Origin of the sequence: Burkholderia pyrrocinia, from assembly GCF_022809715.1 — a bacterium.
Taxonomy (GTDB): Bacteria; Pseudomonadota; Gammaproteobacteria; order Burkholderiales; family Burkholderiaceae; genus Burkholderia; species Burkholderia pyrrocinia_C.
In genome coordinates, this window is sequence record NZ_CP094460.1 from 954,658 (window position 1) to 978,020 (window position 23,363).

A 23,363-nucleotide genomic window follows, 5' to 3' on the forward strand; every position below is an offset into this window, starting at 1 on the left:
TTCATGTGCCCTTCACCGGGCGCGCGCCGCGTCGCGGCGCCGATTCAACGCACAAGAAGGCCCCTGTCTGCCCCTATGACCCTGAACGAATCCTGGTTTGCGCCGCTCGTCGGCCTCCTCGTCCTGCTCGCCGCCGCCGGCGCAATCACCGCGGCCGTCCATTTCCTGCTGTTTCGCGTGGTCGCGCGGCTCGCGCGGCTGTCGGCCACGCGCGTCGACGACGCGCTGTTCGAGTTCGGCGCGTTCAGGTGGCTGAACCGCATCGTCCCGTTCGTCGTGATCAAGCTAGGCCTCGGCGCGGTGCCCGGCATTCCCGACACGGCCGTGCAGGTCGCCGACAAGGTGCTGTTCGCGCTGATCGTGTTCCTCGTGACGATGACCATCAGCGCGACGCTGTCCGCGCTCGAACACACGCACCGCACGCACCATCGCGACCAGCCGCGCCTGTCGCTGAAAGGCGCGATGCAGCTCGTCAAGCTCGTGATGTTCATCACGGCCGCGCTGGTCGTGATCGGCGATGCGACCGGCAAGCAGATCGGCCTGCTGCTGTCCGGCATCGGCGCGATGTCCGCCGTGCTGATGCTGATCTTCAAGGACACGCTGCTCGGCCTCGTCGCGGGCGTGCAGCTGTCGTCGAACGACATGCTGCGGATCGGCGACTGGATCACGATGCCGTCGGCCGGCGCGGACGGCACGGTCATCGACATCACGCTGAACACCGTGAAGGTCGCGAACTTCGATCACACGATCATCACGGTGCCGACGTGGAAACTGATCACCGAGAGCTACCAGAACTGGCGCGGGATGACCGAGGCGGGCGGCCGCCGCATCAAGCGCGCGCTGTTCGTCGACGCGACGAGCGTGCGCTTTCTCTCCAGCGACGAGATCGAGCGGCTCGAACGCCTGACGCTGCTGAAGGACTATCTCGAGGACAAGGTCGACGCGATCGAGCAATGGAACGGTACGCTCGGCGCGGCGGGCGATTGCCCGGCAAACCGCCGCCAGCTGACGAATCTCGGCACGTTCCGCGCGTATGTCGCGAACTACCTGAAGGGCCATCCGCGGATCCGCCGCGACATGACGTGCATGGCGCGGCAGTTGCCGCTCACGGCCGAAGGCATTCCGCTCGAACTGTACTGCTTCACCGATACGACGTCGTGGGTCGACTACGAGACCATCCAGTCCGACCTGTTCGATCACCTGATCGCGGTGCTGCCGGAGTTCGGGCTGCGCGTGTACCAGCACCCGTCGGGCTTCGACATGCGGCAGATGGCCGGCGCCGTGCAAGCCGGGCTGCAAGCGCCGCACGCGGGTTGACGCATGCCACGGCGGCCGGCCACCGGCCGCCGCCTGCCACCCGGCATTGCGCCGTTCACCTCGCCGCGCACTCCGATGCGAGCCGCCCCAGCACCTTCAGCGCTTCCTCGATCTGCCGCGACCACGGATAGCTGTAGTTGAGCCGGATGAAATGCCGGTAATCGGTGCCCGCAGAAAACATGTGCCCGGGCCCAACGGTGATCCGCTGCGCGAGCGCGAGCGTGTAGAGCTTCATCGCATCGACCTGCGGCGGCAGCTCGACCCACAGCACATACCCGCCCTGCGGCTGCGACAGCCGCGTGCCTTCCGGAAAGAACCGCCGCACCATCGCGCTCATCAGGCTCGCCTGCTGCGCGTACTGCTTGCGCATGCGCCGCAGGTGGAAATCGTAGCCGTCATGTTTCAGGTACTCGGCGATCGCCAGTTGCTCGATCGCGGGCGTCGCGAGCGTGTTCAGGAATTTCAGCTTCTCGACCTGGTCGCGGTAGCGGCCCGGCATCGCCCAGCCGATCCGGTAGCGCGGCGACAGGCTTTTCGTGAACGACGCGCAATGCAGCACGAGCCCGTCGCGGTCGAACGATTTCAGTGCGCTCGGCGTCGTGTCGCCGAAGTGCAGCTCGTGATAGACGTCGTTCTCGATCGCCGGCACGCCGTGCTTCGCCAGCAGCTCGACGAGCGCGCGCTTGCGCGCGTCGGGCATCTGGAAGCCGAGCGGATTCTGGAAATTCGACATCACCATGCACGCGGCGATGCGCTCGCGCTCGAGGATCCGTTCGAGCGCGTCGAGATCGATGCCGTCGACCGGATGCGTCGCGACTTCGAGCGCACGCATGCCCATCCGCTCGATCGCGTGCAGCATCGCGTAGAACGTCGGCGACTCGACGGCGATCGTGTCGCCCGGCTTCGCGACGGCCTGCAGGCACAGGTTGATCGCCTCGGTCGCGCCGATCGTCATCACGATCTCGCCCGGCTCGACCGCGATTCCGCGCTCCGCGTAACGCCGCGCGATCTGGCGGATCAGTTCCTGGTTGCCGGGCGGCAGGTCGTCGATCACGCCCCAGCGCGTGCGGCGGCGCCCGATCGCCTGCGCATAGCGCGCGAGGCGCTGCACCGGGAACTGCGATGCATCGGGATACGGCGAACCGAGCGGCACCGCATCGTCGCGCGCGATCGAGCGCAGCGTCGACAGCACGAGCCGGCTCACGTCCACCGCCGACGGCTCGGCCGCCGGCGCGGACATGTGCAGCTCGGCCTCGGCCGGCGCTGCCGCGCGCGCCCGCACGAAATAGCCCGACTGCGGCCGGCTTTCGATCAGGCCGCGGCTTTCCAGCACGAGGTACGCGCGCAGCACGGTCGTGACGCTGAGCTGCTGCTGCCGGCTCGCCTGCCGGACCGACGGAATCCGCTCGCCGGGCCGGTACACGCCGCGTTCGATCTGCGCCTGGAGATCGTCGGCCAGTTGTTCGTAACGCTTCACGCGCCTCCCTTTCAACTTCCCTTCAACAACACAGTTGCGATCCGCACTGCCTGAATGGCCGAAACTGTACTCTTTTTTGAAGTGAACAGGTGTACACACAGCCGCACGGGTGCCGCGCGTACTCTGCACCCATCGACCCCGACACCTGCTGCACCATGAAAAAGAAATCCGCCACCGCGCGCATCGAACCGTACACCCACCCGGCCGCCGGCTGGGGCGCGCTGAAAGCCGTCACGATCAACCTGATCAAGGAAAAGGTCGCCGGCGGCAACTACCGCACGCTGCTGCGCCAGAACCAGCCGGACGGCTTCGACTGCCCCGGCTGCGCGTGGCCCGACCGCCAGCACGCATCGACGTTCGAATTCTGCGAGAACGGCGTGAAGGCGGTGGCCGCCGAAGCGACGAGCAAGCGCGTGACGCCCGAATTCTTCGCCGCGCATACCGTCACCGAGCTGCTCGAACAGTCGGATTTCGAACTCGAACAGCACGGCCGGCTCACCGACCCGATGGCGTACGACGCGCAGACCGACCGCTACGTGCCGATCGCGTGGGACGACGCGTTCGCACTGATCGCGCGCCACCTGCGCGCACTGCCCGACCCGAACCAGGCCGCGTTCTACACGTCCGGCCGCGCGAGCAACGAAGCGGCGTTCCTGTACCAGCTGCTCGTGCGGCGGTACGGCACGAACAACTTCCCCGACTGCTCGAACATGTGCCACGAGGCGACGAGCCGCGGGCTGCCCGCGTCGGTCGGCGTCGGCAAGGGCACCGTCACGCTCGACGATTTCGAGCACGCGGACACGCTGCTGATCTTCGGCCAGAACCCTGCGACCAACCATCCGCGGATGATGGGCGAACTGCGCGAGTGCGCGAAGCGCGGCGCGACGATCGTGTCGATCAATCCGTTGAAGGAACGCGGCCTCGAACGTTTCGCCGATCCGCAAAGCCCGCTCGAGATGCTGACGATGTCGGGCACAAAGATCGCATCGACGTTCGTCCAGCCGACGATCGGCGGCGATTTCGCGCTGATCAAGGGGATGGCGAAACGCGTGCTCGAACTCGACGACGCCGCGCGCGCCACCGGTGTGCCGCGCGTGCTCGACACCGCGTTCATCGGCGAGCACACGGCCGGCTTCGACGCGTTCGCCGACGATCTGCGCAACGAAAGCTGGTCCGCGCTGACGGCTGAAAGCGGCGTGCCGTACGAGCAGATCGACGGCCTTGCACAGCTCTATGCGCGCAGCGAGCGCGTGATCGCGACGTGGGGCATGGGCATCACGCAGCACAAGCATTCGGTCGCGACCGTGCAGATGCTGACGAACCTGATGCTGATGCGCGGCAACATCGGCCGCCCCGGCGCCGGCCTGTGCCCGGTGCGCGGCCACTCGAACGTGCAGGGCAACCGCACGGTCGGCATCGAGGAAAAGCCGTCACAGGCGTTCCTCGACCGGCTCGGCCACGTGTTCGATTTCGAACCGCCGCGCCACCACGGCTACGACGTCGTCGAGACGATCGAGGGGATGCTCGAAGGCCGCGTGAAGGTGCTGATCGGCCTCGGCGGCAACTTCGCGATGGCGACGCCCGACACGCCGCGCACGTGGGAAGGCATGCGCCGCTGCGACCTGTCGGTGCACATCACGACGAAACTGAACCGCAGCCACCTGATCCACGGCCGCGACGCGCTGATCCTGCCGACGCTCGGCCGCACCGAGATCGACCTGCAGGACAACGTCGCGCAAGGCGTGACGGTCGAGGATTCGATGAGCATGGTCCACGTGTCGTACGGGATGAACAAGCCGGCGTCGCCGAACCTGATGTCGGAGCCCGCGATCGTCGCGCATATGGGCCACGCGCTGTTCGGCAGCGGCAAGATCGACTGGCTCGCGTACAAGGACGATTACGCGAAGATCCGCGACGCGATCGAGGCAACGCTCGACGACTTCTACGACTACAACACGCGCATCGCGCGGCCGGGCGGCTTCCACCTGCGCGTCGCATCGCGCGACCGCGAATGGCTCACGCCGACGGCCAAGGCGAACTTCATCGCGCACGCGCTGCCGACCGACACGCCGATCCAGCGCGCCCGCGCGCTGCACGGCGAACGCCTGATGACGCTGATGACGACGCGCTCGCACGACCAGTACAACACGACCGTCTACGGGCTCGACGACCGCTATCGCGGCGTGTTCGGCCAGCGCCGCGTGGTGTTCGCCAACCGCGACGATCTCGCGATGCTCGGCCTGAAGGCCGGCGAATGGGTCGACATGGAAACCGTGTGGCACGACGGCATCGAGCGGCGCGCGGACGGCTTCCTGCTCGTCGAGTACGACATCCCGCGCGGCTGCATCGGCGCGTACTACCCGGAAACCAACCCGCTCGTGCCGCTCGACAGCGTCGGCGACGTGTGCAACACGCCGACGTCGAAGTCGGTGCCCGTGCTGCTGCATCGCGCGGCCGCGCCGGCATCGACCGCCGCCTGACGGAGCCCGACGATGATCGTTCGTCCGCGCGAGCACTGGCTGCGGATGCTGCTCGTCTGGAACGGCTCGGTGCTGCCGACCATCCTGCCGCAGCTCGTGCTGACGCTCGCGATCAGCCTCGTCGCGGTGTGGGGCGGCGGCCGCGTGCTCGGCGAGAAAGTGCCGCTGAACCCGACGCCGTTCACGCTGATCGGCCTGACGCTGGCCATCTTCGCGGGCTTTCGCAACAACGCAAGCTACGACCGCTACCGCGAGGCGCGGCAACTGTGGGGCGGCGTGCTGACCGCCACGCGCACGCTGGTGTCGCAGGCGCTCTGCTACGGCGCGGTCGATAAGGATGACGATGCGCGGCGCGCGTTCGTGCGGACGGTCGTCGCGTTCGTCTATGCGCTCAAGCATCAACTGCGCGGCACCGATCCGGCCGCGGACCTGCGCGCGCTGCTCGACAGCGGCACCTATGCGCACGTCGCCGCCGCGCGGTTCCGCCCGATCGCGATCGTGCACGGGCTGCGCGAAGCGTTCGCCGCGCGCGCCGATGCGGGCCGCCTCGCCGACACGCGCCTGTGGATGCTCGACGCGCGCCTCGACGAGCTCGTCGCGATGGTGAGCGGCTGCGAGCGCATCGCGTCGACGCCGATCCCGTTTTCGTACGACGTGCTGCTGCACCGGACCATCTATGCGTACTGCGTGCTGCTGCCGTTCGGCCTGGTCGACTCGATCGGCGCGGCGACGCCGTTCGTCACCGTGTTCGTCGCGTATACGCTGATCGCGCTCGATGCGATCGCGCATGCGATCGCCGAGCCGTTCGGCGACGGGCCGAACCATCTCGCACTCGATGCGATCACGCGGCAGATCGAACGTACGCTGCTCGAGCTGAACCGCGAGCCGCTGCCGGCGGAAGTGACGCCCGGCCGGTCCTATCGGCTCACCTGACCCACCGCCCGCGCCGCGCCGCTCAGCCGTGGCGCGCGCGCAGGAAGCCGCCGTGCGCGGCAGCTGCATCGGCAATGCGCCGCAGCAACACGATGCCGCGCAGCAACGCGTACGTATCGTCACCGCCGCGAGCGGCCACGCGCCGCCGCAGCACACGGGCCGCCGCGTCGCAGGTCCGGTCGAGCTGCGCGAATTCCCAGCGCGCGACCCGTCCACGCACCACGGTCGCCGCACGGCGCACGGCCGGCTCGCGCGCCGCCAGTTCGGCGAGCGACAGCAGGCTGTCGCCGATTCCCCAGATCGCCAGCAGGTCGCGCATGTCGCGCTCGATCAGCGTCTGCGGCAGGCTGCCCGCGAACCCGAGTTCGCGCGCGAGACGGTCGGCCGTGCGGCTCAACCACGTGCTCGCGGACCACGCACTCGGGTCGCGCGCAATGGCGGCCAGATCGCGGCGCACCGCGCGATGCAGGCGCCGCCGGCTGGTGCCGGGATCGCCCGGAAACACGAGCGCGAACACCAGCGCGCCGAACGCGATCCCGAGCAGCGTCGAGACGGCGTCATTCAGGAACGCGGCGTCGCCGATGCGCGCCGTATTGTCCGGCGACGTGAAATTCCAGAAGAAGATCGAAAACGCGCTGCCCATCGCGGCCGTGCGCGGATGACGCATCGCGATGCCGGTGCCGATCAGGAACACGCCGAGGATGTAGGCCAGCATCTCGAAGCCCGACACCGCGGGCAGCAGGATGAAATTGCAGACGACGCCCGCGACGGCCGCGCACGCCGAGCCCTTCAGGAAGCCGACGACTGCACGCACCGAGTTCGGGCGGGTCGAGAACAATGCGCCGACCACCGCCGTGATCGCGACGAAACCGGCGCCCGACGGCCACGCGGTGACGATCCAGAGCGCCGACGCGGCCAGCACCGCGACGAACGCGCGGATGCCGTTGTGCCAGGCGAGCACCGCATCGTGATGGAACGCATAGCGCACGCGCGTCGGCGGCGGCTCCGACCGATCGAGCCGCGCCTGGCTCGCGAACGCGTGGTCGAAGCCCGCGAGCAGCGCCGCCAGCCGGTCGAGCATCAGCAAGCGCGACGTGTCGGGGCCGGCCGACCCGGCGGCCTCCGAGCGCAGCGCGTCGTTCACGCGCGAGCGCAACGCCGCCATCTCGCGCCCCAGGTCGCCTGACGCGCCCGGCTCGCGCGATGCGGCGACGCCGTCGAGCAAGCGTGCCGCATCGTCCACCAGCGGGTCCGGCGCATCGCCGCCGCGCGCGCCATGTTCGCGAATCGCCTGCCCCGCCGCCTGCGCGGTCAGCACACCCAGCGCCGCGGCACGCAGATGGCCGATCGCGTTGCGCACCGGCGGTGCGCCGGCGGCCGCGTATTCGGCCGCCGTATCGAGTTCGAGCGCGTCCGCGAACAGCCGGTGTACCGCTGCGCCGTTCGGCTCGCGGCGCAGCGCGCCCGCGCCGACGGCAACCGCGCGATCGAGATAGCGCGCGAGCCGCGTGCGCACGTCCGTCAGCGGCGCGCCCGGCGCGAAGATCGTTTCGAACGCCGCGCCGCACAGGATGCCGATCACCACGTACAGGAAACGCGCGATCGCGATGTCGAACGCATGCAGCGGCGCGGACGCCGCGTCCATCGCGATGATCGCGGCCGTGTAACCCGCGAGCACCGCCGCATACGCACGGAAATTCCTTTGGAACGTCGCGACGCCCGCGCACAGGCCGATCCACGCGGCGAGCGCCGTCAGGAACAACTCGGGCGTCTGCGCAAATGCGCCGGTCAGCGCGAGCGCGACGGCCGCGCCGATCGCGGTGCCGAGAATCCGGTACTGACTCTTCGACAGCCCCATCCCGCGGCTGCCCTGCGCGACGATCCACACGGTCGACGCGGCCCATTTCGGGTCGTCGAGGTTCATCCGGAATGCAATGTAGAGCGCGAGCAACGACGCGGCCGTATTGCGCAGCGCGAACGCGACGGCACCGGGCGGCAGCGTCGGACGCGCGTCGCGCAGCGCGGCCCGGACGGCCGCGAGCGGCGGCAGGCTGGGGAAAGCGAATTTCATTCGGCGAGCATACGGTCGCGCGCAGCCCGCCACTACGGGGCGCCGACAGGATGCGTTATTGCGCCGCGCAGGATAATCGGCGCGACACGAAGCGATCCGGCGCGCGACGGTAAGATGCCCACTGACCGAACACTGAAACGAGCCGTATGGACTTCGAGAGCATCCGGATATTCTTGCGCGTGGTGGAACGCGGCAACTTCACCGCCGCCGCCACGCAACTCGACATGCCGCTCAGCCGCGTGAGCCGCAAGGTCAGGCAGCTCGAGGACGATCTCGGCGTCCAGCTGCTGTACCGCACCACGCGCCGCGTGTCCGTCACCGAAGCCGGGCGCGACTACTACGAGCGTTGCCTGCGCGCCGAGGACATCCTGCTCGATGCGGACCGCCAGGCCCGCGCGCTGCGCACGGAGCCCGAAGGGACGCTGCGCGTGCTGGTGCCCTACTCGATCGGCCTGTTCGAGCTGGAGCCGGCGCTCGCCGAGTTTCACCGGCGTTACCCGCTGGTCCAGCTCGTGCTGATCTACGACAACAGCGCGCTCGACCTCGTCGAACACGGCTTCGACGTCGCGCTGCGCGCGGGCGTGCTGAACGATTCCGGCTATATCGCGCGCTCGCTCGGCTGGTCACATGCGAAGCTCGCCGCAAGCCCCGCCTATCTCGATCGCGCCGGCCGACCGCAAACGCCGCAGGATCTCGTCGAACACGACATCCTGTTCGTCGGCCGCGACACGCCTGGCCTGACGCTGCGGCTCACCAACGCGGCCGGCGACGTGGCCGACGTGCCGGTGCGGCCCGTGCTGATCTCGAACGAATCGGTCACGGTGCTGCGCCAGGCCGCGAGCGGCGGCGGCATCGCGCTGATCTCCACGCATTACACCGCGCGGCGGCTCGCGAAGAACGAACTCGAAATCGTGCTGCCCGACTGGCACCGCACCGACGACATCGAGCTTCACGTGCTCTACCCGCGGCGCGCGACGCTCGACAGCAAGGTGCGCGCGTTCGTCGAGTTCCTGACGGAAGTCTTCACCGCGTGGCGGACCGTGCCTTGACCGGCAATCGATGTGTCACATTCGGATTATTGCGGCACACGAAAGGATTTAATGAGCGCGCGAGCGTTGATCGTCGTTCGACGCATCGTTAGCCTGTGCCGATGAAAAACGACCACAGCCGCTACGGCAGCCACGTGCCAACTGCCCGCCGACGCGTCACGCGCGTCGCGCCTTCCTGACCGGCTATATCCCGCCTCCCGGAGCCCGCCACGGCTTCGTCGATCCGTTTGAACGCTTGAACCGCGCGCGGTGCGTATCGGTTCCGTTCGTCCCGTTCGTCCATTTCGCGGCTCGTCCCGCGCAGGCGCCGCACGCGCGTGCGCAACGGTCGGCGTGCGCGCCGCGCCAGGCGCCCCTCCATCACGCAGGAACACCATGTCATCTCCGTCCTCCCCGGGCCCGTTGTCGGGCGGCCGGCTCGCGATCGGCACGATCGCGGTATCGCTCGCCATGTTCATGAACGTGCTCGACTCGTCGATCGCGAACGTCGCGATTCCGACGATTTCCGGCGATCTCGGCGTGTCGGTCGACGAAGGCACGTGGGTGATCACGATCTTCGCGGCCGCGAACGCGGTGTCGATTCCGCTGACGGGCTGGCTCACGCAGCGCTTCGGCCAGGTGCGCCTGTTCATCACGTCGATCCTGCTGTTCGTGTTCGCGTCGTGGCTGTGCGGGATCGCACCGAACCTGCCGACGCTGCTCGCCGCGCGGATTTTGCAGGGCGCGGTCGCGGGGCCGCTCGCGCCGCTGTCGCAGGCGCTGCTGCTCGGCGCGTGGCCGCGGCAGAAATCGTCGAGCGCGCTCGCACTGTGGTCGATGACGGCGCTCGTCGGCCCGATCGCGGGGCCGTCGCTCGGCGGCTGGATCACGTACGACTACAACTGGTCGTGGATCTTCTACATCAACATCCCGGTCGGCTTCTTCGCGGCGGCCGTCACGTGGATCGTGTTCCGCGATCGGGAATCGGCCACGCGCCGCATGCCGATCGACACGGTCGGCCTGCTGCTGCTCGTGCTGTGGGTCGCGTCGCTGCAGATCATGCTCGACAAGGGCAAGGACCTCGACTGGTTCAACTCGCCCGTCGTCGTCGCACTGGGCATCGTCGCGCTGATCGGCTTCGCGTTCTTCCTCGTGTGGGAGCTGACCGAGAAGAATCCGATCGTCGACCTGCGGCTCTTCACGCAGCGCAATTTCGCGGGCGGCACGATCGCGATCTCGGTGGCCTACGGGATGTTCTTCGGCACGCTGGTGCTGCTGCCGCAGTGGATGCAGGGCTATCTCGGCTACCGCGCGGTCGATTCGGGGCTCGCCACCGCGCCGCTCGGGATCTTCGCGATCCTGCTCACGCCGGTCATGGGGCGCCTGCTGCCGCGCACCGATCCGCGCTACATCGCGACGCTCGCGTTCATCGGCTTCGCGGTCGTCTTCATGATGCGCACCACGTTCTACACCGATGTCTCCCACTGGGACCTCGTGCTGCCGACGCTGCTGCAAGGCATTCCGATGGCGATGTTCTTCGTGCCGCTGACGTCGATCATCCTGTCCGGGCTGCCGCCGGAAAAGATCCCGGCCGCGGCCGGCCTGTCGAATTTCGGCCGCACGTTCTGCGGCGCGGTGGGCACGTCGCTGATCGGCAATGCGTGGAACGACCGCACGATCCTGCATCATGTGCGGCTCACCGAACAGGCGAGCGTCACCAACCCGATCTTCGCGCAGCAGGTCGGCGCGACGCGCTCGCTGCTGCACCTGAGCCCCGATTCCGCACTCGCGTTCTTCAACGCATCGGTCGATTCGCAGGCAGCCGTGATGGGGTTGAACGACATCTTCTACGTGTCGGCGATCATCTTCATCGCGATCATTCCGCTGATCTGGATCACGAAACCGTCGCGCTCGGGCGGCGGCGATGCCGATGCGGCGGCGGCCGGCGCGCATTGATTCGCGGCGGCCGGGCCCCGCGCCGCAAACCGCAGACGTAATAAAGACTTGCAATCGATACAGGCCGACACGTCAACAACCGGTGCCCGCTCCGCGTTTTCTCATCAAGCGCCCACGATTCGGACGCGCAACGACAGGAGAAAACACCGTGCGAGCCCTTCGCGATCGGCGCCACGCCGTGCCAGCACGCGCATCCGCGCCGCGAAGAGGTCAACCGGCGTCTCGCAAACCAGAATCGCCGCATCCATCACGAAGTGAAGGAAGGCGAGATGTCGCACGCACAGGCCGCGCGCCTGCACCGTGACGACCGCAAGATCCGCCGGGAAGAGCGGGACATGGCCGCGCAGGATCACGGCCACATTACGAAGAGCGAACAGCGCGTGCTGAACCGGCAGGAAAATGCGGTCAGCAACAAGATCGGCCAGTAAGCGACCACAACAAGCGCCCAAGCGCCATCGCCTGAAACGCCCGCTGCCGCCGTGCGGCAGCGGGTGCTTGTTGTATCGAATCGTTTCAACGTGCCATCCGCGTCAAATGCCGCGGGTATACTCCGTCGTCAGCCGCTCGCCGTATCGACCGTCAAAAACGGCCCGATTCCGGGCGGTTTCGTCGCGAAGCTTCGCGTTTCGCCTCCCCCGCGCCCCAGCCTCGACACGAGACACTCGACGATCCGACCATGAAACGATTCCTGCTGCTCCTCCCCGCCGCCCTGCTCGCCGCCTGCGGTTCCGCCCCTTCGTCCAACTCGGCCGCATCCGGCGCAGCGCCGATGATCTACGTGTCGTCGCAACGTCCGGCCCACGCGATCGCCAACTGCCTCGACAGCCGCCTGTCGGGCACCGAGCAGTCGCAGCACAACGGCGTGACCGACATTGCCGTCGGCTCGAATGCGTACTTCGTCACGCTGACGCCGTCGGGCAACGGCTCGGTCGTCAAGGTCGTGCGCGGCTCGGGCAGCGAGCCGCCCGAGGAAGCGATGCGCTTCGCGATCGCGCGCTGCGTGATCTGATCCGACACCTGCCTGCGCCGGGCGCCCGCCCGGCCCGTTCCCGCGCGCCACCGCGCGCGCATCGAATATTTTCATCCGGGCAGCCGTCGATGAGAGAATCGCACCCACGATTCCCTTTCAACGGAGCCCGCATGAAGCACCTGCTGTCCCGGCTGTTCGTCAGCGCCGCGCTCGTCGCGCTTGTTCCGGCGCTGCCGGTGCAGGCCGCCACGCCGCCCGGCATCTTCGTCGTCGCCACGCAGCTCGGCGAATTCACGACCCTCGACCCGAGCGGGATCTACGAACTGGTGCCGTCCGAGTACGTCGCGAACACCTACGAACGCCTGGTGCGCGTCGACCTGAAGGACCCGACGCGCTTCGACGGGCAGATCGCGCAATCGTGGACGGTCGGCGCCGACGGCGTGACCTACACGTTCAAGCTGCGCCCCGGCCTCGCGTTCCACTCCGGCAACCCGGTGACCGCCGACGACGTCGCGTGGTCGCTGCAGCGCACCATCCTGCTCGACAAGGGGCCGGCCGGCGTGCTCGCCGATCTCGGCCTCACGAAGGCGAACGTGACCCAGAAGGTACGCGCGATCGACCCGCAGACCGTCGTGCTCGAAACCGACCGCAAGTACGCGCCGAGCTTCGTGCTCAACGTGCTGAGCGCGTGCCCGGCATCGGTGTTCGACAAGAAGCTGCTGCTGTCGCACCAGCAGGGCAACGATTTCGGCAGCGGCTGGCTCAGGACCAACGACGCGGGCTCGGGCCCGTACCAGCTCGTCAAGTGGACGCCGAACGAAAGCATCGTGCTGCAGCGTTTCGACAAATACCGCACGCCGTACCCGATGAAGCGCGTCGTGCTGCGCCACGTGCCCGAAGCGTCCGCGCAGCGGCTGCTGCTGGAGAACGGCGACGCCGACGCCGCGCGCAACCTGAGCCCCGACAGCCTCGCCGCGCTGACGAAGGCCGGCAAGATCAAGGTCGCGTCGTGGCCGGTGTCCGCGCTGCTGTACCTGAGCCTGAACACGAAGAACCCGAACCTCGCGAAGCCCGACGTGCAGCAGGCGATGAAATGGCTCGTCGACTACGACGGCATCCAGCGCAACATCGTCAGCACGACCTACAAGGTGCATGAAACCTTCCTGCCCGAGGGCTTCCTCGGCACGCTGAACGCGCGGCCGTACAAGCAGGACGTCGCGAAGGCGAAGGCGCTGCTCGCGAAGGCCGGCTTGCCGAACGGCTTCGACGTGACGATGGACATGCCGAACGACTATCCGTACCTCGAGATCGCGCAGGCGCTGCAGGCAAACTTCGCGCAGGGCGGCATCCGCGTGAAGCTGATCCCCGGCGATGCGAAGCAGGCGATCGGCAAGTACCGCGCGCGCCAGCACGACATCTTCATCGGCGAATGGTCGCCCGACTACATGGACCCGAACAGCAACGCGCGCGGCTTCGCGTGGAACCCGGACAACTCGGACCAGTCGCCGACCAAGATGCTCGCGTGGCGCAATAGCTGGGACATTCCGCAACTGACGAAGGATACCGAGGCCGCGCTCGTCGAGCCGTCGCCCGCGAAGCGCGCGCAGCGGTACGAAGCGCTGCAGAAGGCCGTGCTCGCGAACTCGCCGTTCATCATCATGTTCGAGAAGGTCGTGCAGGTCGCGACGCGTCCCGGCGCGACCGGGCCGGAAATCGGGCCGATCAACGACCTCGTGTCATACCGGACGCTCGCGAAGTAATCGCGGCCGCGGTGCGACGTGCTGGCCGACGGGCAGGCGCAGCGCAAGGGCACCGGACTGATGGCGCATTTCCGGTATCGGGTCGCGGCCGGCTCGGTCATCACGCTGCGCTCGACGAGCCTCGGCGGCCAGCAGCGCAACGCGATCTGGCGGCTGCGCGAAGCACCGGACATGCAGCACAGTGGGCGGCGCCCCGGCGGTCGCCGCGCACCGCCGCCGTTCAATTGAATGCCGCCCACACCAGATACGCATTCAGCCCGACGATCACGATCGTCGCCGCGCCGGCGACGATCCGCAACGGCATCCGCATCGCGTAGGCGCCCATCACGTCCTCGCGCGCCGACAGCATCAGCAGCGCGATCATCGGCATCGGCAGCACGAAACTCAGCACGACCTGGCTCGCCACCATCGCGCGCGTGACGTCGCAGCCAAATGCGACCACCGCGAACGCGGGTGCGATCGTCACCGCGCGCCGCACCAATATCGACATGCGGCGGCGGATGAACCCCTGCATCACGACCTGCCCGGCCATCGTGCCGACCACCGAACTCGACACGCCCGACGTCAGCAGCGCGACGAGAAACAGCGCACCGGCCGCCGGCCCGAGCACCGGGATCAGCGTGTGATACGCGTCGCCGATGTCGGTCATGCCCGGCGCGCTCAGGTGGAACGCCGACGACGCCATCATCACCATCGCGAGATTCACGAACCCGGCCAGCCCGAGCGCGACGACGACCTCGCGGTTCGAGAAACGCACGAGCCGCCGCCGTTCCGTGTCGTCGCGCGGCGCGGCGCGATCCTGCGTCAGGCCCGAATGCAGATACAGCGTGTGCGGCATGATCGTCGCGCCGATGATCCCGACCGCGATCGTCAGCGCCGCATGATCCGGAATCTGCGGGACGACCAGGTGGAACGCGGCTGCGTGCCAGTCCTGCGGCGCGATCAGCAGTTCGCCGAGATAACACGCGCCGATCACGCCGACCAGCGCCGCGATCGCGGCTTCCAGCGGCCGGAAGCCGCGCTTTTCGAGCGCGAGGATCGCGCAGGTCGCGCACGCCGTCGCGATCATCCCCGCGAACAGCGACAGGTGGCACAACAGCCCGAATGCGAGCGCGCCGCCGAGGAATTCGGCGAGATCGGTCGCCATCGCGGCGATCTCGGACGCGGCCCACATGCCCCACACGACCGACGCGGGGAAACGGTCTCGGCACAGCTCCGCGAGATTGCGGCCGGTCACGATGCCGAGCTTCGCCGACATCGCCTGGAACAGCATCGCGATCGCGTTCGCGGCCAGCACGACCCACAGCAGCCGGTAGCCGTACGCGGCGCCGGCCTGGATGTTGGTCGCGAAGTTGCCGGGATCCATATAGCCGATCGACGCGATCACGGCCGGGCCGACGAACGGCAGCAGCGCGGCGACACCGGTGCGGCGCCCTTCCAGCGCGGCGCGCGCCGCGTCGTCGGCGCGCTCGGGAGACAGAGCCGGCAGCGCGAAGCCGCCGGCGGATTTGCTCGTGACGGGAACCATGGTGTGTTGTATTCCGTTCGGATAAGGAAGGCTGGCCCTGAAGCGGGCACCGCGGCCGGCCTGCCGCCTGCCGGCCACGGCAGAACGACGGCGGCGTTACAGCGGCACGACGTCCGGGCGGTTGCGCGGAAACTGCGCGATCACGTCCGGCGCGAGGTTCAGGTGCGCCTCGACGAGCTTCGGCGGCGTGTGCGCGAGCCAGTCGGACAGCGACACCTCGGCGTAGCGGTCGGTCTTGAAGATCTCGAGGAACACCAGGTCGGTCTTGCCGGTGTTCTGCACGTAGTGGCCGAGGCTCTTCTTCACGTAGCCGACGTCGCCCGCGCGGAAGTCGGCCGTCTGCGCCTTCGGCCCCGTGTCGAACACGGTCATCCTGGCCTCGCCCTGCAGGTAGTACTGCCATTCGTCCGCGTTCGGATGCCAGTGCAGCTCGCGCATGCCGCCCGGATGCACGGTGACGAACGCCGCCGCGACGGTCGTCGACACGTTGAAGTTGGTGCTGTCCGCGATCCGCACTTCGCCGCCGCGCGTCTTCCTGACCGGCTTCATGTCGCCGAGCGAGAAGATGAACGGATGCGGCGGCGCACCGGCCGACGAAGCCGACGCGCGCTGCGCTTGCGCAAGCGGGCCGGGCTCGTCGCCCTGGAAGATCCACAGGTTGTCGAGCGGAACGTTCCTGAACGCATCGGCCGGCACGCCGAAGTTCAGCGCGAGCACGTCGGGCGGCGTATGCGCGATCCAGTCGGTCAACAGCAGCGTATTGAATTCCGACGCACGGCCGTTATCGAACGCGAGCAGGAATTCGGCGCCGTCGGTGCCGAGGCCCTGCAGTGAATGCGGCAGGCCCGGCGGGAAATACCAGAGATCGCCGGTTTTCACGTCCTGCACCGACGGCCGCCCCAGTTCGTCGAGCACCGTGATCCGGCAGCGGCCGTCGAGCATGATCGCCCACTCGGCCTGCTGGTGCCAGTGCATCTCGCGAATGCCGCCGCGCGTCAGGCGCATGTTGACGCCGGAAATGGTTTCCGAAATCGCAAAATCGTCCTGCGTGACTTCGCGCGCCCACCCGCCATTTTGAATTCGTTTATGGGCATTATTGAACGACGCCCAGAATAATGGCATCCCGTTGATATCGGTGGCCGGCGGATCCTGAAAAGACGGAAACTGGTTGGCGATTGCCGGATTTTTCGGACCAGGATCGGTCAGGCTCTGGCGGTTGCGCGCATTCACAGCGCCTTCCGGCGGGCTGTCCGGATTGCCGAACGAGGCGGCCTTGGCCGATACCGCGATGCCCGCGGCGGCAATGGCGCCGGCCGTACCCGCCAGCATCTTGCGTCGAGAAAGATTCGTCATGATTTCCTCTTCATTCTTGCGATTGAGCGAATTTCCATTACGGAATACTTGCCGTTTTTCTGATTATCGAAAATCGAACACCCCGTGACGCAAGTTAAATCCAAATCGCCACAAAACTTAAATGAATTATTAATCTGAATTAATGATTTAATCTGATCGGCTTTAATTTTGTAATTATTGCGGTGCGGAGGGGTGCCGGGCGGCGACGGATGTCGGCGAATCGGTCAGGTCCGGTGAATACGGAAATACGACCGTGGTAGGTCGTGATGTCACGAATGGCGACGAGAAACGATTGATGCGCGCAACGCGCGATCACCGATGCGATACGATGCAGTCGATTCGGATCACTGATCGTGAAAAACGGAAAACAGGCGAACGCCGATACGTCGAACATCGGCTAACCGGGCCGCGTCGGCCACGGTTTACTCCCGCGGCATGTCGGCGAGCCGTTGCGCGGCGAACCGCAATCCGCCCAGAATGCGCTCCGCGACCCTCGCCGGAAACCCGGGAGGCAGTGCAGCGCCGACCGACTCGATCACGTGCGGCGTCATCGCAATGAGCCGTTCGACGATCGGCGTCGCGATATCGCCGAGCAGGCAATATTCGGCCATTGCGGTGAAGTGCCGTCGCGTGATGTCGCGCATCGCATAGTGCTTGCGCTTGCCGTGCACGGCCATCGCGAGCTTCGCCTTGTGCCACGACCACTGGTTCGCGCCATCGCCTTCGACCGGCCAGATCGACATCACGTCGTAAAGCGGCGTGAGGCGGAAACGGCCGCCCGGCAGCAGGCGCAGGCTGAAGTTCTTCGCATGCCCGTCCGGTGCAGCGAGCATCCAGAACACGATCAGGGCCGCGAACAGTGTGTCGAGATCCTCGCGCGCCGTTTCCGAACGGCGCAGAAGGCCGGCCAGGTCGGGCACGCCGGGGCCGCCCTGCGACTCGTACTTCAGGTGAGGCGGCACGCCGAGCGCCTGGCAGAAATCCTCCTGCGGCAAGCGCAACAGCCACCCGCCGTCACGATGCAACACACGATCGAACCGTTCGACCGACAGTACCTTGTGCGCGCCGAAACGCACGATTTCCGCACCCGCCGCGGGCAGGCCGAACGCTCGCAGGATCGCGAGACACAGCCACTCGTTCTCGACGGAGGCCGTGAGATCGGCCCGCTTGTTGCCGACCAGCCCGAGCGGCAACTTGAGAATATGCGTCGTCGGCGTGGCGCCATGCGGGCGCATCCAGCGCCCGTCGTGAAACAGCAGTGCGGTCTTTTCCTGCGCACCGGCCAGCGACAGCCGGAAATCGTCGTCGTCTTCGGCCCCCGTCGCCACACCGCTCGCCTGATCGAGCACGCGTGCGACGTCCTCGTCCGACAGCGGCGTACCGTCGATGCGATCCAGGCCGGCTGGCGCATCGTCTTCGCCGAGCAATTGCACCGCCCCGACGCAGTCACGGCCGAGCGCAGCAAGCAGATCGAACGGCTCGGTCGTCGCCGTGCCGAACCGGGCGGCCAATCGGCGCCGAATGGCGTCGCTGTCCGGAAGCAGGTTGTCGAAGTAATGATTGACGCGTTCGCCGCGCAACGGGGCATCGCCGACACCAAACGGCAGCGACAGCGACAACGGGCGGCCGACGGCCGACTGCTTCCAGCCGGCGTCGTACAGCAGCTCCATGTCGCCGCGAGCGGGAATCCGCCATGTGCCGACCCTCTGGCCATTCGTCCAGATCGACAGCGCGCGCGTGTGCGATTTGCGTCCCATCGCTTACCACTCGGCGGCGGCTGAGTCGCGCCCGTCCTTCGTGCGGATGCTGAGTTCGAGACCGTACAGCGCGGTCAGCTCGAGCAGCTGGCTGAGCGACAGGCTTTCGGTACGCGTGGTTTCGAGCAGCGACAGTCGCGACTGGCCCACGCCGATTCGCACTGCCGCTTCAGCTTGCGTCAGACCCTTGGCTTGACGCGCGGAAGACAGGATTTCGCCCAGTTGCGCGGGCGTATTGACGATGAAATTCACGGCGCGTATTCCTGTAGGCAATAAACGCAGTATATTCCCGACAGGCATAAACGCAAATTATTCCCCACATGCATAAACGCGAAATATGCCTGTCAGACATAAAACTCCCCTTGCACACCACCACCCCGCCGCCGAACGCGCTTTCGACCCTATCACCCATCCTCACACCATAGTTTTTATCCGCTGGCGCGAATGATTTTGGCTTTGTTAGATGGATGACATTCGATCAACAGACGACAACGATCTAACATCCAATGACCTGCGCGTTTGCCCGTACCGTCGAATCCCGCTATGCCGAGCTGACGCCGACCGCCAAGCGCATCGCGAGCTACATGCTCGCGAACCTCGACCGGCTTGGACTCGAGACGGCCGACCAGATCGCGCAGCAGGCCGGCACGAGCGGCATCTCGGTCGGGCGCTTCCTGCGCAGCGTCGGCTACCGCAATCTCGACGACCTGAAGCGCGAACTGCGCGGCGGCGGCGATCGCCCGTGGATGATCACCGACCGGCTCGACGAATACCGCCGCGTCGCCGGCACGCAACCGGCCGAAGACAGCGGCAGCGACGGCACGCTCGCGTCGTCGCTCGAACGCGAGCTCGATGCGATCCGCCACGTGTACCGGCTCGCCGAAGGCCCCGTGTTCGCGCAGGTCGCCGATCGCATCGCGCATGCCGACGCCGTATTCATCCTCGGCATCCAGTCGACGCGCGGCATCAGCAACGCGTTCAGCAGCTACCTCGAATACCTGCGCCCGCGCGTGTTCTATTCCGACGGCCAGTCGGGTTCGTATGTCGATTCGCTGAACTCCGAATTCGAGCGGCCGTACTGCATCGTCACCGACACGCGCGCGTATTCGCGCAGCGCACGCCGCTATTGCCAGGCGGCCGCCGAGCTTGGGCAGCCGTTCGCGCTGGTCACCGATCTCTCGTGCCCGTGGGCACGCGAATGGCCGGCCGACCTGCTGCAGGTGAAGACCGACGTCGGCCAGTTCTGGGATTCGCTCGCGCCGCTCACCTGCCTGTTCAACCTGCTGATCACGGCCGTCGTCGACCGCCTCGGCCCCGCGATCGACCGGCGCGTCGCGCGCAACCGCGAACTGCAGCACACGTTCGACCAATTCGAATCCTGAGCGAGCCTGAACCAACCTGAACCGCCGATGAACGACCACCGCCTCGTCGAAATCACGCCCGCCACGCATCGCGTCGACCTCGATCTCGTCTACGCGACCGACCGCAACCTGACCGGCAAGCCGATCTACCGCCGCGCGCACTGCCTGCTGCTGGAGCCGGCCGAAGCCGCATTGCGCCGCGCGGTGGACGTCGCCGCGCAGGCCGGCTTCACGCTGCGCATCTACGACGCGTACCGGCCGCCGCAAGCGCAGCAGGTGCTGTGGGATTTCCTGCCCGATCCGAACTTCATCGCCGATCTCGGCCGCGGCTCGAATCACAGCCGCGGCACCGCGCTCGACCTGACGCTGGTCGGCGCGAACGGCGAGCCGCTCGACATGGGCACGGGCTTCGACGAGATGGTCGCCGCGTCCGGCCATTTCCACGCAGGGCTGCCCGAAGCCGTGCAACGCAACCGCCTGCTGCTGCTCGGCGTGATGCACGCGGCCGGCTTCGCGCACATCGACAGCGAATGGTGGCACTACGAACTGCCCGGCTCGCACGCGTTGCCGCAGATCGACAACGCGGCGAGCGGCCCGTGGCGCCTGATGTGATGCACGTCCCGTTATCGTTTTACGTTCACCCATTGCACGTTCACCTCACGATGGAGCGCACATGAAACCCCTGACATCCCGGCTCGTCGCGGCGCTGGCCGCCGCGTCCGTTCTCGCCGCCGTTCCGCTTTCCGCCGCGTACGCGGAAACGCCGAAGGACCTGTTCGTGATGGCCACGCTGCTCGACGAATTCACGACGCTCGACCCGGGCGAGATCTACGAGCTGGTGCCGGAGGAATACGTCGCGAACACGTACGACCGGCTCGTGCGTGTCGACCTGCGCGATCCGTCGAAATTCAACGGCGATGTCGCGCAGTCGTGGACGGTGAGCACCGACGGGCTGACCTATACGTTCAAGCTGCGCGCCGGCCTCAAGTTCCATTCGGGCAACCCGCTGACGGCCGACGACGTCGCATGGTCGATCCAGCGCGCGGTGCTGCTCGACAAGGGCCCGGCCGCCGTGCTGACCGGCATCGGCCTCACGAAGGCGAACGTCGCGGCGAACGTGAAGAAGCTCGACGACCTGACTGTGTCGGTCACGACCGACCGCAAATACGCGCCGACCTTCGTGCTGAACGTGCTCGGCTCGTGGCCCGCGTCGGTGCTGGACAAGAAGCTGCTGCTGTCGCACCAGCAGGGCAACGACTTCGGCAACGCATGGCTGAAAACCAACGAGGCCGGCTCCGGCGCGTACAGGCTGGTCAAGTGGACGGCCGGCGACAGCATCGTGCTGCAACGCTTCGACGGCTACCGCCTGCCGCTCGCGATGAAGCGCATCGTGCTGCGCCACGTGCCCGAAGCCGCGAGCCAGCGCCTGCTGCTGGAAAACGGCGACGTCGATGCCGCACGCGACCTGAGCCCCGACGATCTCGCTTCGGTCGTGAAATCCGGCAAGGCGAAGGTTTCGGCGTCGCCGCAGGCGACGCTGCTGTATCTCGGCCTGAACACGAAGAACCCGACGCTCGCGAAGCCCGACGTGCAGGAAGCGCTGAAGTGGCTCGTCGACTATGCCGGCATCCAGGGCAATGTCGTGAAGACGACCTACAAGGTGCACCAGACCTTCCTGCCCGAAGGCTTCCTCGGCACGCTGAACGCGAACCCGTACAAGCTCGACGTCGCGAAGGCGAAGGCGCTGCTCGCGAAGGCCGGCGTGCCCGGCGGCTTCACGGTGACGATGGACGTGCGCAACGACTATCCGTACACGGAGATCGCGCAGGCCGTGCAGGCGAACTTCGCGCAGGCGGGCATCAAGGTGCAGCTGATCCCCGGCGACAACAAGCAGACGCTCGCGAAATACCGCGCGCGCCAGCACGACATCTACATCGGCGAATGGTCGGCCGACTACATCGATCCGCACAGCAACGCGCAGGGCTTCGCGTGGAATCCGGACAATTCCGACAAGTCGAGCTATAAAATGCTGGCCTGGCGCAACAGCTGGGACATCCCGCAGCTCACGAAGCAAACCGACACCGCGCTCGCCGAACCGACCGCCGCGAAACGCGCGCAGCTCTACCAGGCGATGCAGAAGGACGTGCTCGCGCGCTCGCCGTTCGTGATCATGTTCGAGAAAGTCGCGCAGGTGGCGACGCGGCCCGGCGTGAGCGGGCTCGAAGTCGGGCCGATCAACGATCTCGTGTCGTACCGCAACCTGAAGAAGCAATAAGATTCGCCGCATGTCGACTCCCGCCTCCTCCCTCGAAGCACTGCGCACGCTGCCCGCGCGGCGCCCGGCCGTACGCTGGGCACTGCGCGTGCTGCGCTGGGCGCTCACGCTCGCCGTCACGTTCGCGGGGCTGCTCGCGCTGACGTTCGTGATCGGCCGCAAGGTGCCGATCGATCCCGTGCTCGCGATCCTCGGCGATCGCGCGTCGGCCGATGCGTACGCAGCCGAACGCATCGCGCTCGGGCTCGACAAGCCGCTCGTCACGCAATTCCTGATCTACGCGCGCGACGTGCTGCACGGCAATCTCGGCGTGTCGCTGCTGACCGCGAACCCCGTGCTCGACGACATCAGGCGCGTGTTCCCGGCCACGCTCGAACTGGCGACGATCGCGACGCTGATCGGCATCGCGATCGGCGTGCCGCTCGGCGTCGCGGCCGCCGTGAAGCACAACCGGCCGATCGATCACATCGCGCGCTTCGTCGGGCTGATCGGCAATTCCGTGCCGGTGTTCTGGCTCGGGCTGATGGGGCTGCTGCTGTTCTACGCGCGGCTGCACTGGGTCGGCGGGCCCGGCCGGCTCGATCCCGTGTACGACGGAATGGTCGATCCGCGCACGGGCAGCCTGCTGATCGACGCGGTGCTCGCCGGCGAGTGGGACGTGTTCCGCAACGCGGTGTCGCACATCGCGCTGCCGGCCGCGATCCTCGGCTACTACTCCGTCGCGTATCTCAGCCGCATGACGCGCTCGTTCATGCTCGACCAGTTGAGCCAGGAATACATCGTCACCGCGCGCGCGAAGGGCTTGTCCGAGCGCCGCGTGATCTGGCGGCATGCGTTCGGCAACATCGCAGTGCCGCTGCTCACCGTGATCGCGCTCACGTACAGCAACCTGCTCGAAGGCTCGGTGCTGACCGAGATCGTGTTCGCGTGGCCGGGGCTCGGCTCGTACCTGACCGGCGCGCTGCTGAACGCCGACATGAGCGCGGTGCTCGGCGCGACGCTCGTGATCGGCGCGATGTTCATCACCGTCAACCTGCTGACCGACGCACTGTACCGCGTGTTCGATCCGCGAGCGCGCTGAGGGCCGTTTCGACATG

19 protein-coding genes and 1 pseudogene are annotated in these 23,363 nt (G+C 67.2%); 13 read left to right on the forward strand and 7 right to left on the reverse strand.

What is annotated here, in order from left to right:
- Positions 1–75 precede the first annotated feature (75 nt).
- The gene (locus tag MRS60_RS21040; RefSeq protein ID WP_034180265.1) at positions 76–1,317 is read left to right on the forward strand and encodes a mechanosensitive ion channel family protein; all 1,242 of its coding nucleotides are present in this window, start codon (positions 76–78) and stop codon (positions 1,315–1,317) included.
- Positions 1,318–1,372: 55 nt separating this feature from the next.
- On the opposite strand, the gene MRS60_RS21045 is transcribed toward MRS60_RS21040, so the two are convergent.
- Entirely contained in the window at positions 1,373–2,794 is a 1,422-nt protein-coding gene (locus MRS60_RS21045) for a PLP-dependent aminotransferase family protein (protein WP_243566597.1), read from the reverse strand.
- A gap of 155 nt (positions 2,795–2,949) precedes the next feature.
- On the opposite strand from MRS60_RS21045, the gene MRS60_RS21050 reads away from it, so the two are divergent.
- Together MRS60_RS21050 and MRS60_RS21055 are read left to right on the forward strand one after the other, a co-directional pair.
- The gene (locus tag MRS60_RS21050; RefSeq protein ID WP_243566598.1) at positions 2,950–5,274 is read left to right on the forward strand and encodes an FdhF/YdeP family oxidoreductase; all 2,325 of its coding nucleotides are present in this window, start codon (positions 2,950–2,952) and stop codon (positions 5,272–5,274) included.
- Positions 5,275–5,286: 12 nt separating this feature from the next.
- Positions 5,287–6,207, forward strand: a complete 921-nt coding sequence (locus MRS60_RS21055) for a bestrophin family protein (protein WP_034180268.1) — start codon at positions 5,287–5,289, stop codon at positions 6,205–6,207.
- A 22-nt stretch (positions 6,208–6,229) separates the two neighbouring features.
- On the opposite strand, the gene MRS60_RS21060 is transcribed toward MRS60_RS21055, so the two are convergent.
- Complete coding sequence (locus MRS60_RS21060; protein ID WP_243566599.1) at positions 6,230–8,278, reverse strand: FUSC family protein; 2,049 nt, start codon at positions 8,276–8,278, stop codon at positions 6,230–6,232.
- Between the two features lie 146 nt (positions 8,279–8,424).
- Between MRS60_RS21060 and MRS60_RS21065 the strand changes: the two genes are divergently transcribed.
- From MRS60_RS21065 to MRS60_RS21090, 6 genes and pseudogenes are all read left to right on the forward strand, one after another.
- Positions 8,425–9,327, forward strand: coding sequence for a LysR family transcriptional regulator (locus MRS60_RS21065; RefSeq protein WP_034180270.1), 903 nt, complete (start codon positions 8,425–8,427; stop codon positions 9,325–9,327).
- 375 nt (positions 9,328–9,702) lie between these two features.
- A complete protein-coding gene (locus MRS60_RS21070; protein ID WP_243566600.1) occupies positions 9,703–11,262 on the forward strand; it encodes a DHA2 family efflux MFS transporter permease subunit in 1,560 nt (519 codons plus the stop codon).
- A 182-nt stretch (positions 11,263–11,444) separates the two neighbouring features.
- Positions 11,445–11,690 (forward strand): annotated as a pseudogene (locus MRS60_RS21075) (hypothetical protein); the annotation flags it as partial.
- A 248-nt stretch (positions 11,691–11,938) separates the two neighbouring features.
- The gene (locus MRS60_RS21080; protein WP_034180272.1) at positions 11,939–12,271 is read left to right on the forward strand and encodes a sugar ABC transporter ATPase; all 333 of its coding nucleotides are present in this window, start codon (positions 11,939–11,941) and stop codon (positions 12,269–12,271) included.
- Positions 12,272–12,402: 131 nt separating this feature from the next.
- On the forward strand, positions 12,403–13,992 hold the full coding sequence (locus MRS60_RS21085; RefSeq protein WP_034180273.1) for an ABC transporter substrate-binding protein: 1,590 nt from the start codon (positions 12,403–12,405) through the stop codon (positions 13,990–13,992).
- An 18-nt stretch (positions 13,993–14,010) separates the two neighbouring features.
- On the forward strand, positions 14,011–14,220 hold the full coding sequence (locus tag MRS60_RS21090; RefSeq protein WP_243566601.1) for a hypothetical protein: 210 nt from the start codon (positions 14,011–14,013) through the stop codon (positions 14,218–14,220).
- Here MRS60_RS21090 and MRS60_RS21095 read toward each other — a convergent pair.
- The 5 genes from MRS60_RS21095 to MRS60_RS21115 form a co-directional block, all read right to left on the reverse strand.
- Positions 14,213–15,520, reverse strand: a complete 1,308-nt coding sequence (locus MRS60_RS21095; protein WP_243566602.1) for an Nramp family divalent metal transporter — start codon at positions 15,518–15,520, stop codon at positions 14,213–14,215. The genes MRS60_RS21090 and MRS60_RS21095 overlap by 8 nt on opposite strands.
- Positions 15,521–15,616: 96 nt before the next feature.
- Positions 15,617–16,873, reverse strand: a complete 1,257-nt coding sequence (locus MRS60_RS21100; protein WP_243566603.1) for an oxalate decarboxylase family bicupin — start codon at positions 16,871–16,873, stop codon at positions 15,617–15,619.
- 139 nt (positions 16,874–17,012) lie between these two features.
- Complete coding sequence (locus MRS60_RS21105; RefSeq protein WP_131949503.1) at positions 17,013–17,267, reverse strand: hypothetical protein; 255 nt, start codon at positions 17,265–17,267, stop codon at positions 17,013–17,015.
- A 28-nt stretch (positions 17,268–17,295) separates the two neighbouring features.
- Complete coding sequence (locus MRS60_RS21110; RefSeq protein ID WP_131949502.1) at positions 17,296–18,630, reverse strand: type II toxin-antitoxin system HipA family toxin; 1,335 nt, start codon at positions 18,628–18,630, stop codon at positions 17,296–17,298.
- Positions 18,631–18,633: 3 nt separating this feature from the next.
- The gene (locus MRS60_RS21115; protein WP_111020062.1) at positions 18,634–18,882 is read right to left on the reverse strand and encodes a helix-turn-helix domain-containing protein; all 249 of its coding nucleotides are present in this window, start codon (positions 18,880–18,882) and stop codon (positions 18,634–18,636) included.
- A 254-nt stretch (positions 18,883–19,136) separates the two neighbouring features.
- Between MRS60_RS21115 and sapR the strand changes: the two genes are divergently transcribed.
- From sapR to MRS60_RS21135, 4 genes are all read left to right on the forward strand, one after another.
- On the forward strand, positions 19,137–20,012 hold the full coding sequence (gene sapR, locus MRS60_RS21120; RefSeq protein ID WP_217587675.1) for a sap1 transcriptional regulator SapR: 876 nt from the start codon (positions 19,137–19,139) through the stop codon (positions 20,010–20,012).
- 27 nt (positions 20,013–20,039) lie between these two features.
- Complete coding sequence (gene ddpX, locus MRS60_RS21125) at positions 20,040–20,603, forward strand: D-alanyl-D-alanine dipeptidase (RefSeq protein ID WP_217587676.1); 564 nt, start codon at positions 20,040–20,042, stop codon at positions 20,601–20,603.
- Between the two features lie 61 nt (positions 20,604–20,664).
- Positions 20,665–22,266, forward strand: coding sequence for an ABC transporter substrate-binding protein (locus tag MRS60_RS21130; RefSeq protein ID WP_243566604.1), 1,602 nt, complete (start codon positions 20,665–20,667; stop codon positions 22,264–22,266).
- A gap of 10 nt (positions 22,267–22,276) precedes the next feature.
- Positions 22,277–23,347, forward strand: a complete 1,071-nt coding sequence (locus MRS60_RS21135; protein WP_034180280.1) for an ABC transporter permease — start codon at positions 22,277–22,279, stop codon at positions 23,345–23,347.
- The last annotated feature ends 16 nt before the right edge of the window (positions 23,348–23,363 follow it).

Excerpts from the sequence above, each read along its gene's own strand:
- MRS60_RS21085 (WP_034180273.1), top strand. The coding sequence starts at position 12,403 with ATGAAGCACCTGCTGTCCCGGCTGTTCGTCAGCGCCGCGCTCGTCGCG.
- MRS60_RS21080 (WP_034180272.1), top strand. The coding sequence starts at position 11,939 with ATGAAACGATTCCTGCTGCTCCTCCCCGCCGCCCTGCTCGCCGCCTGC.
- MRS60_RS21070 (WP_243566600.1), top strand. The coding sequence starts at position 9,703 with ATGTCATCTCCGTCCTCCCCGGGCCCGTTGTCGGGCGGCCGGCTCGCG.
- ddpX (WP_217587676.1), top strand. The coding sequence starts at position 20,040 with ATGAACGACCACCGCCTCGTCGAAATCACGCCCGCCACGCATCGCGTC.
- MRS60_RS21095 (WP_243566602.1), bottom strand. The coding sequence starts at position 15,520 with ATGGTTCCCGTCACGAGCAAATCCGCCGGCGGCTTCGCGCTGCCGGCT.
- sapR (WP_217587675.1), top strand. The coding sequence starts at position 19,137 with ATGACCTGCGCGTTTGCCCGTACCGTCGAATCCCGCTATGCCGAGCTG.
- MRS60_RS21130 (WP_243566604.1), top strand. The coding sequence starts at position 20,665 with ATGAAACCCCTGACATCCCGGCTCGTCGCGGCGCTGGCCGCCGCGTCC.
- MRS60_RS21055 (WP_034180268.1), top strand. The coding sequence starts at position 5,287 with ATGATCGTTCGTCCGCGCGAGCACTGGCTGCGGATGCTGCTCGTCTGG.
- MRS60_RS21065 (WP_034180270.1), top strand. The coding sequence starts at position 8,425 with ATGGACTTCGAGAGCATCCGGATATTCTTGCGCGTGGTGGAACGCGGC.
- MRS60_RS21040 (WP_034180265.1), top strand. The coding sequence starts at position 76 with ATGACCCTGAACGAATCCTGGTTTGCGCCGCTCGTCGGCCTCCTCGTC.
- MRS60_RS21110 (WP_131949502.1), bottom strand. The coding sequence starts at position 18,630 with ATGGGACGCAAATCGCACACGCGCGCGCTGTCGATCTGGACGAATGGC.
- MRS60_RS21135 (WP_034180280.1), top strand. The coding sequence starts at position 22,277 with ATGTCGACTCCCGCCTCCTCCCTCGAAGCACTGCGCACGCTGCCCGCG.
- MRS60_RS21105 (WP_131949503.1), bottom strand. The coding sequence starts at position 17,267 with ATGTTCGACGTATCGGCGTTCGCCTGTTTTCCGTTTTTCACGATCAGT.
- MRS60_RS21100 (WP_243566603.1), bottom strand. The coding sequence starts at position 16,873 with ATGACGAATCTTTCTCGACGCAAGATGCTGGCGGGTACGGCCGGCGCC.
- MRS60_RS21060 (WP_243566599.1), bottom strand. The coding sequence starts at position 8,278 with ATGAAATTCGCTTTCCCCAGCCTGCCGCCGCTCGCGGCCGTCCGGGCC.
- MRS60_RS21050 (WP_243566598.1), top strand. The coding sequence starts at position 2,950 with ATGAAAAAGAAATCCGCCACCGCGCGCATCGAACCGTACACCCACCCG.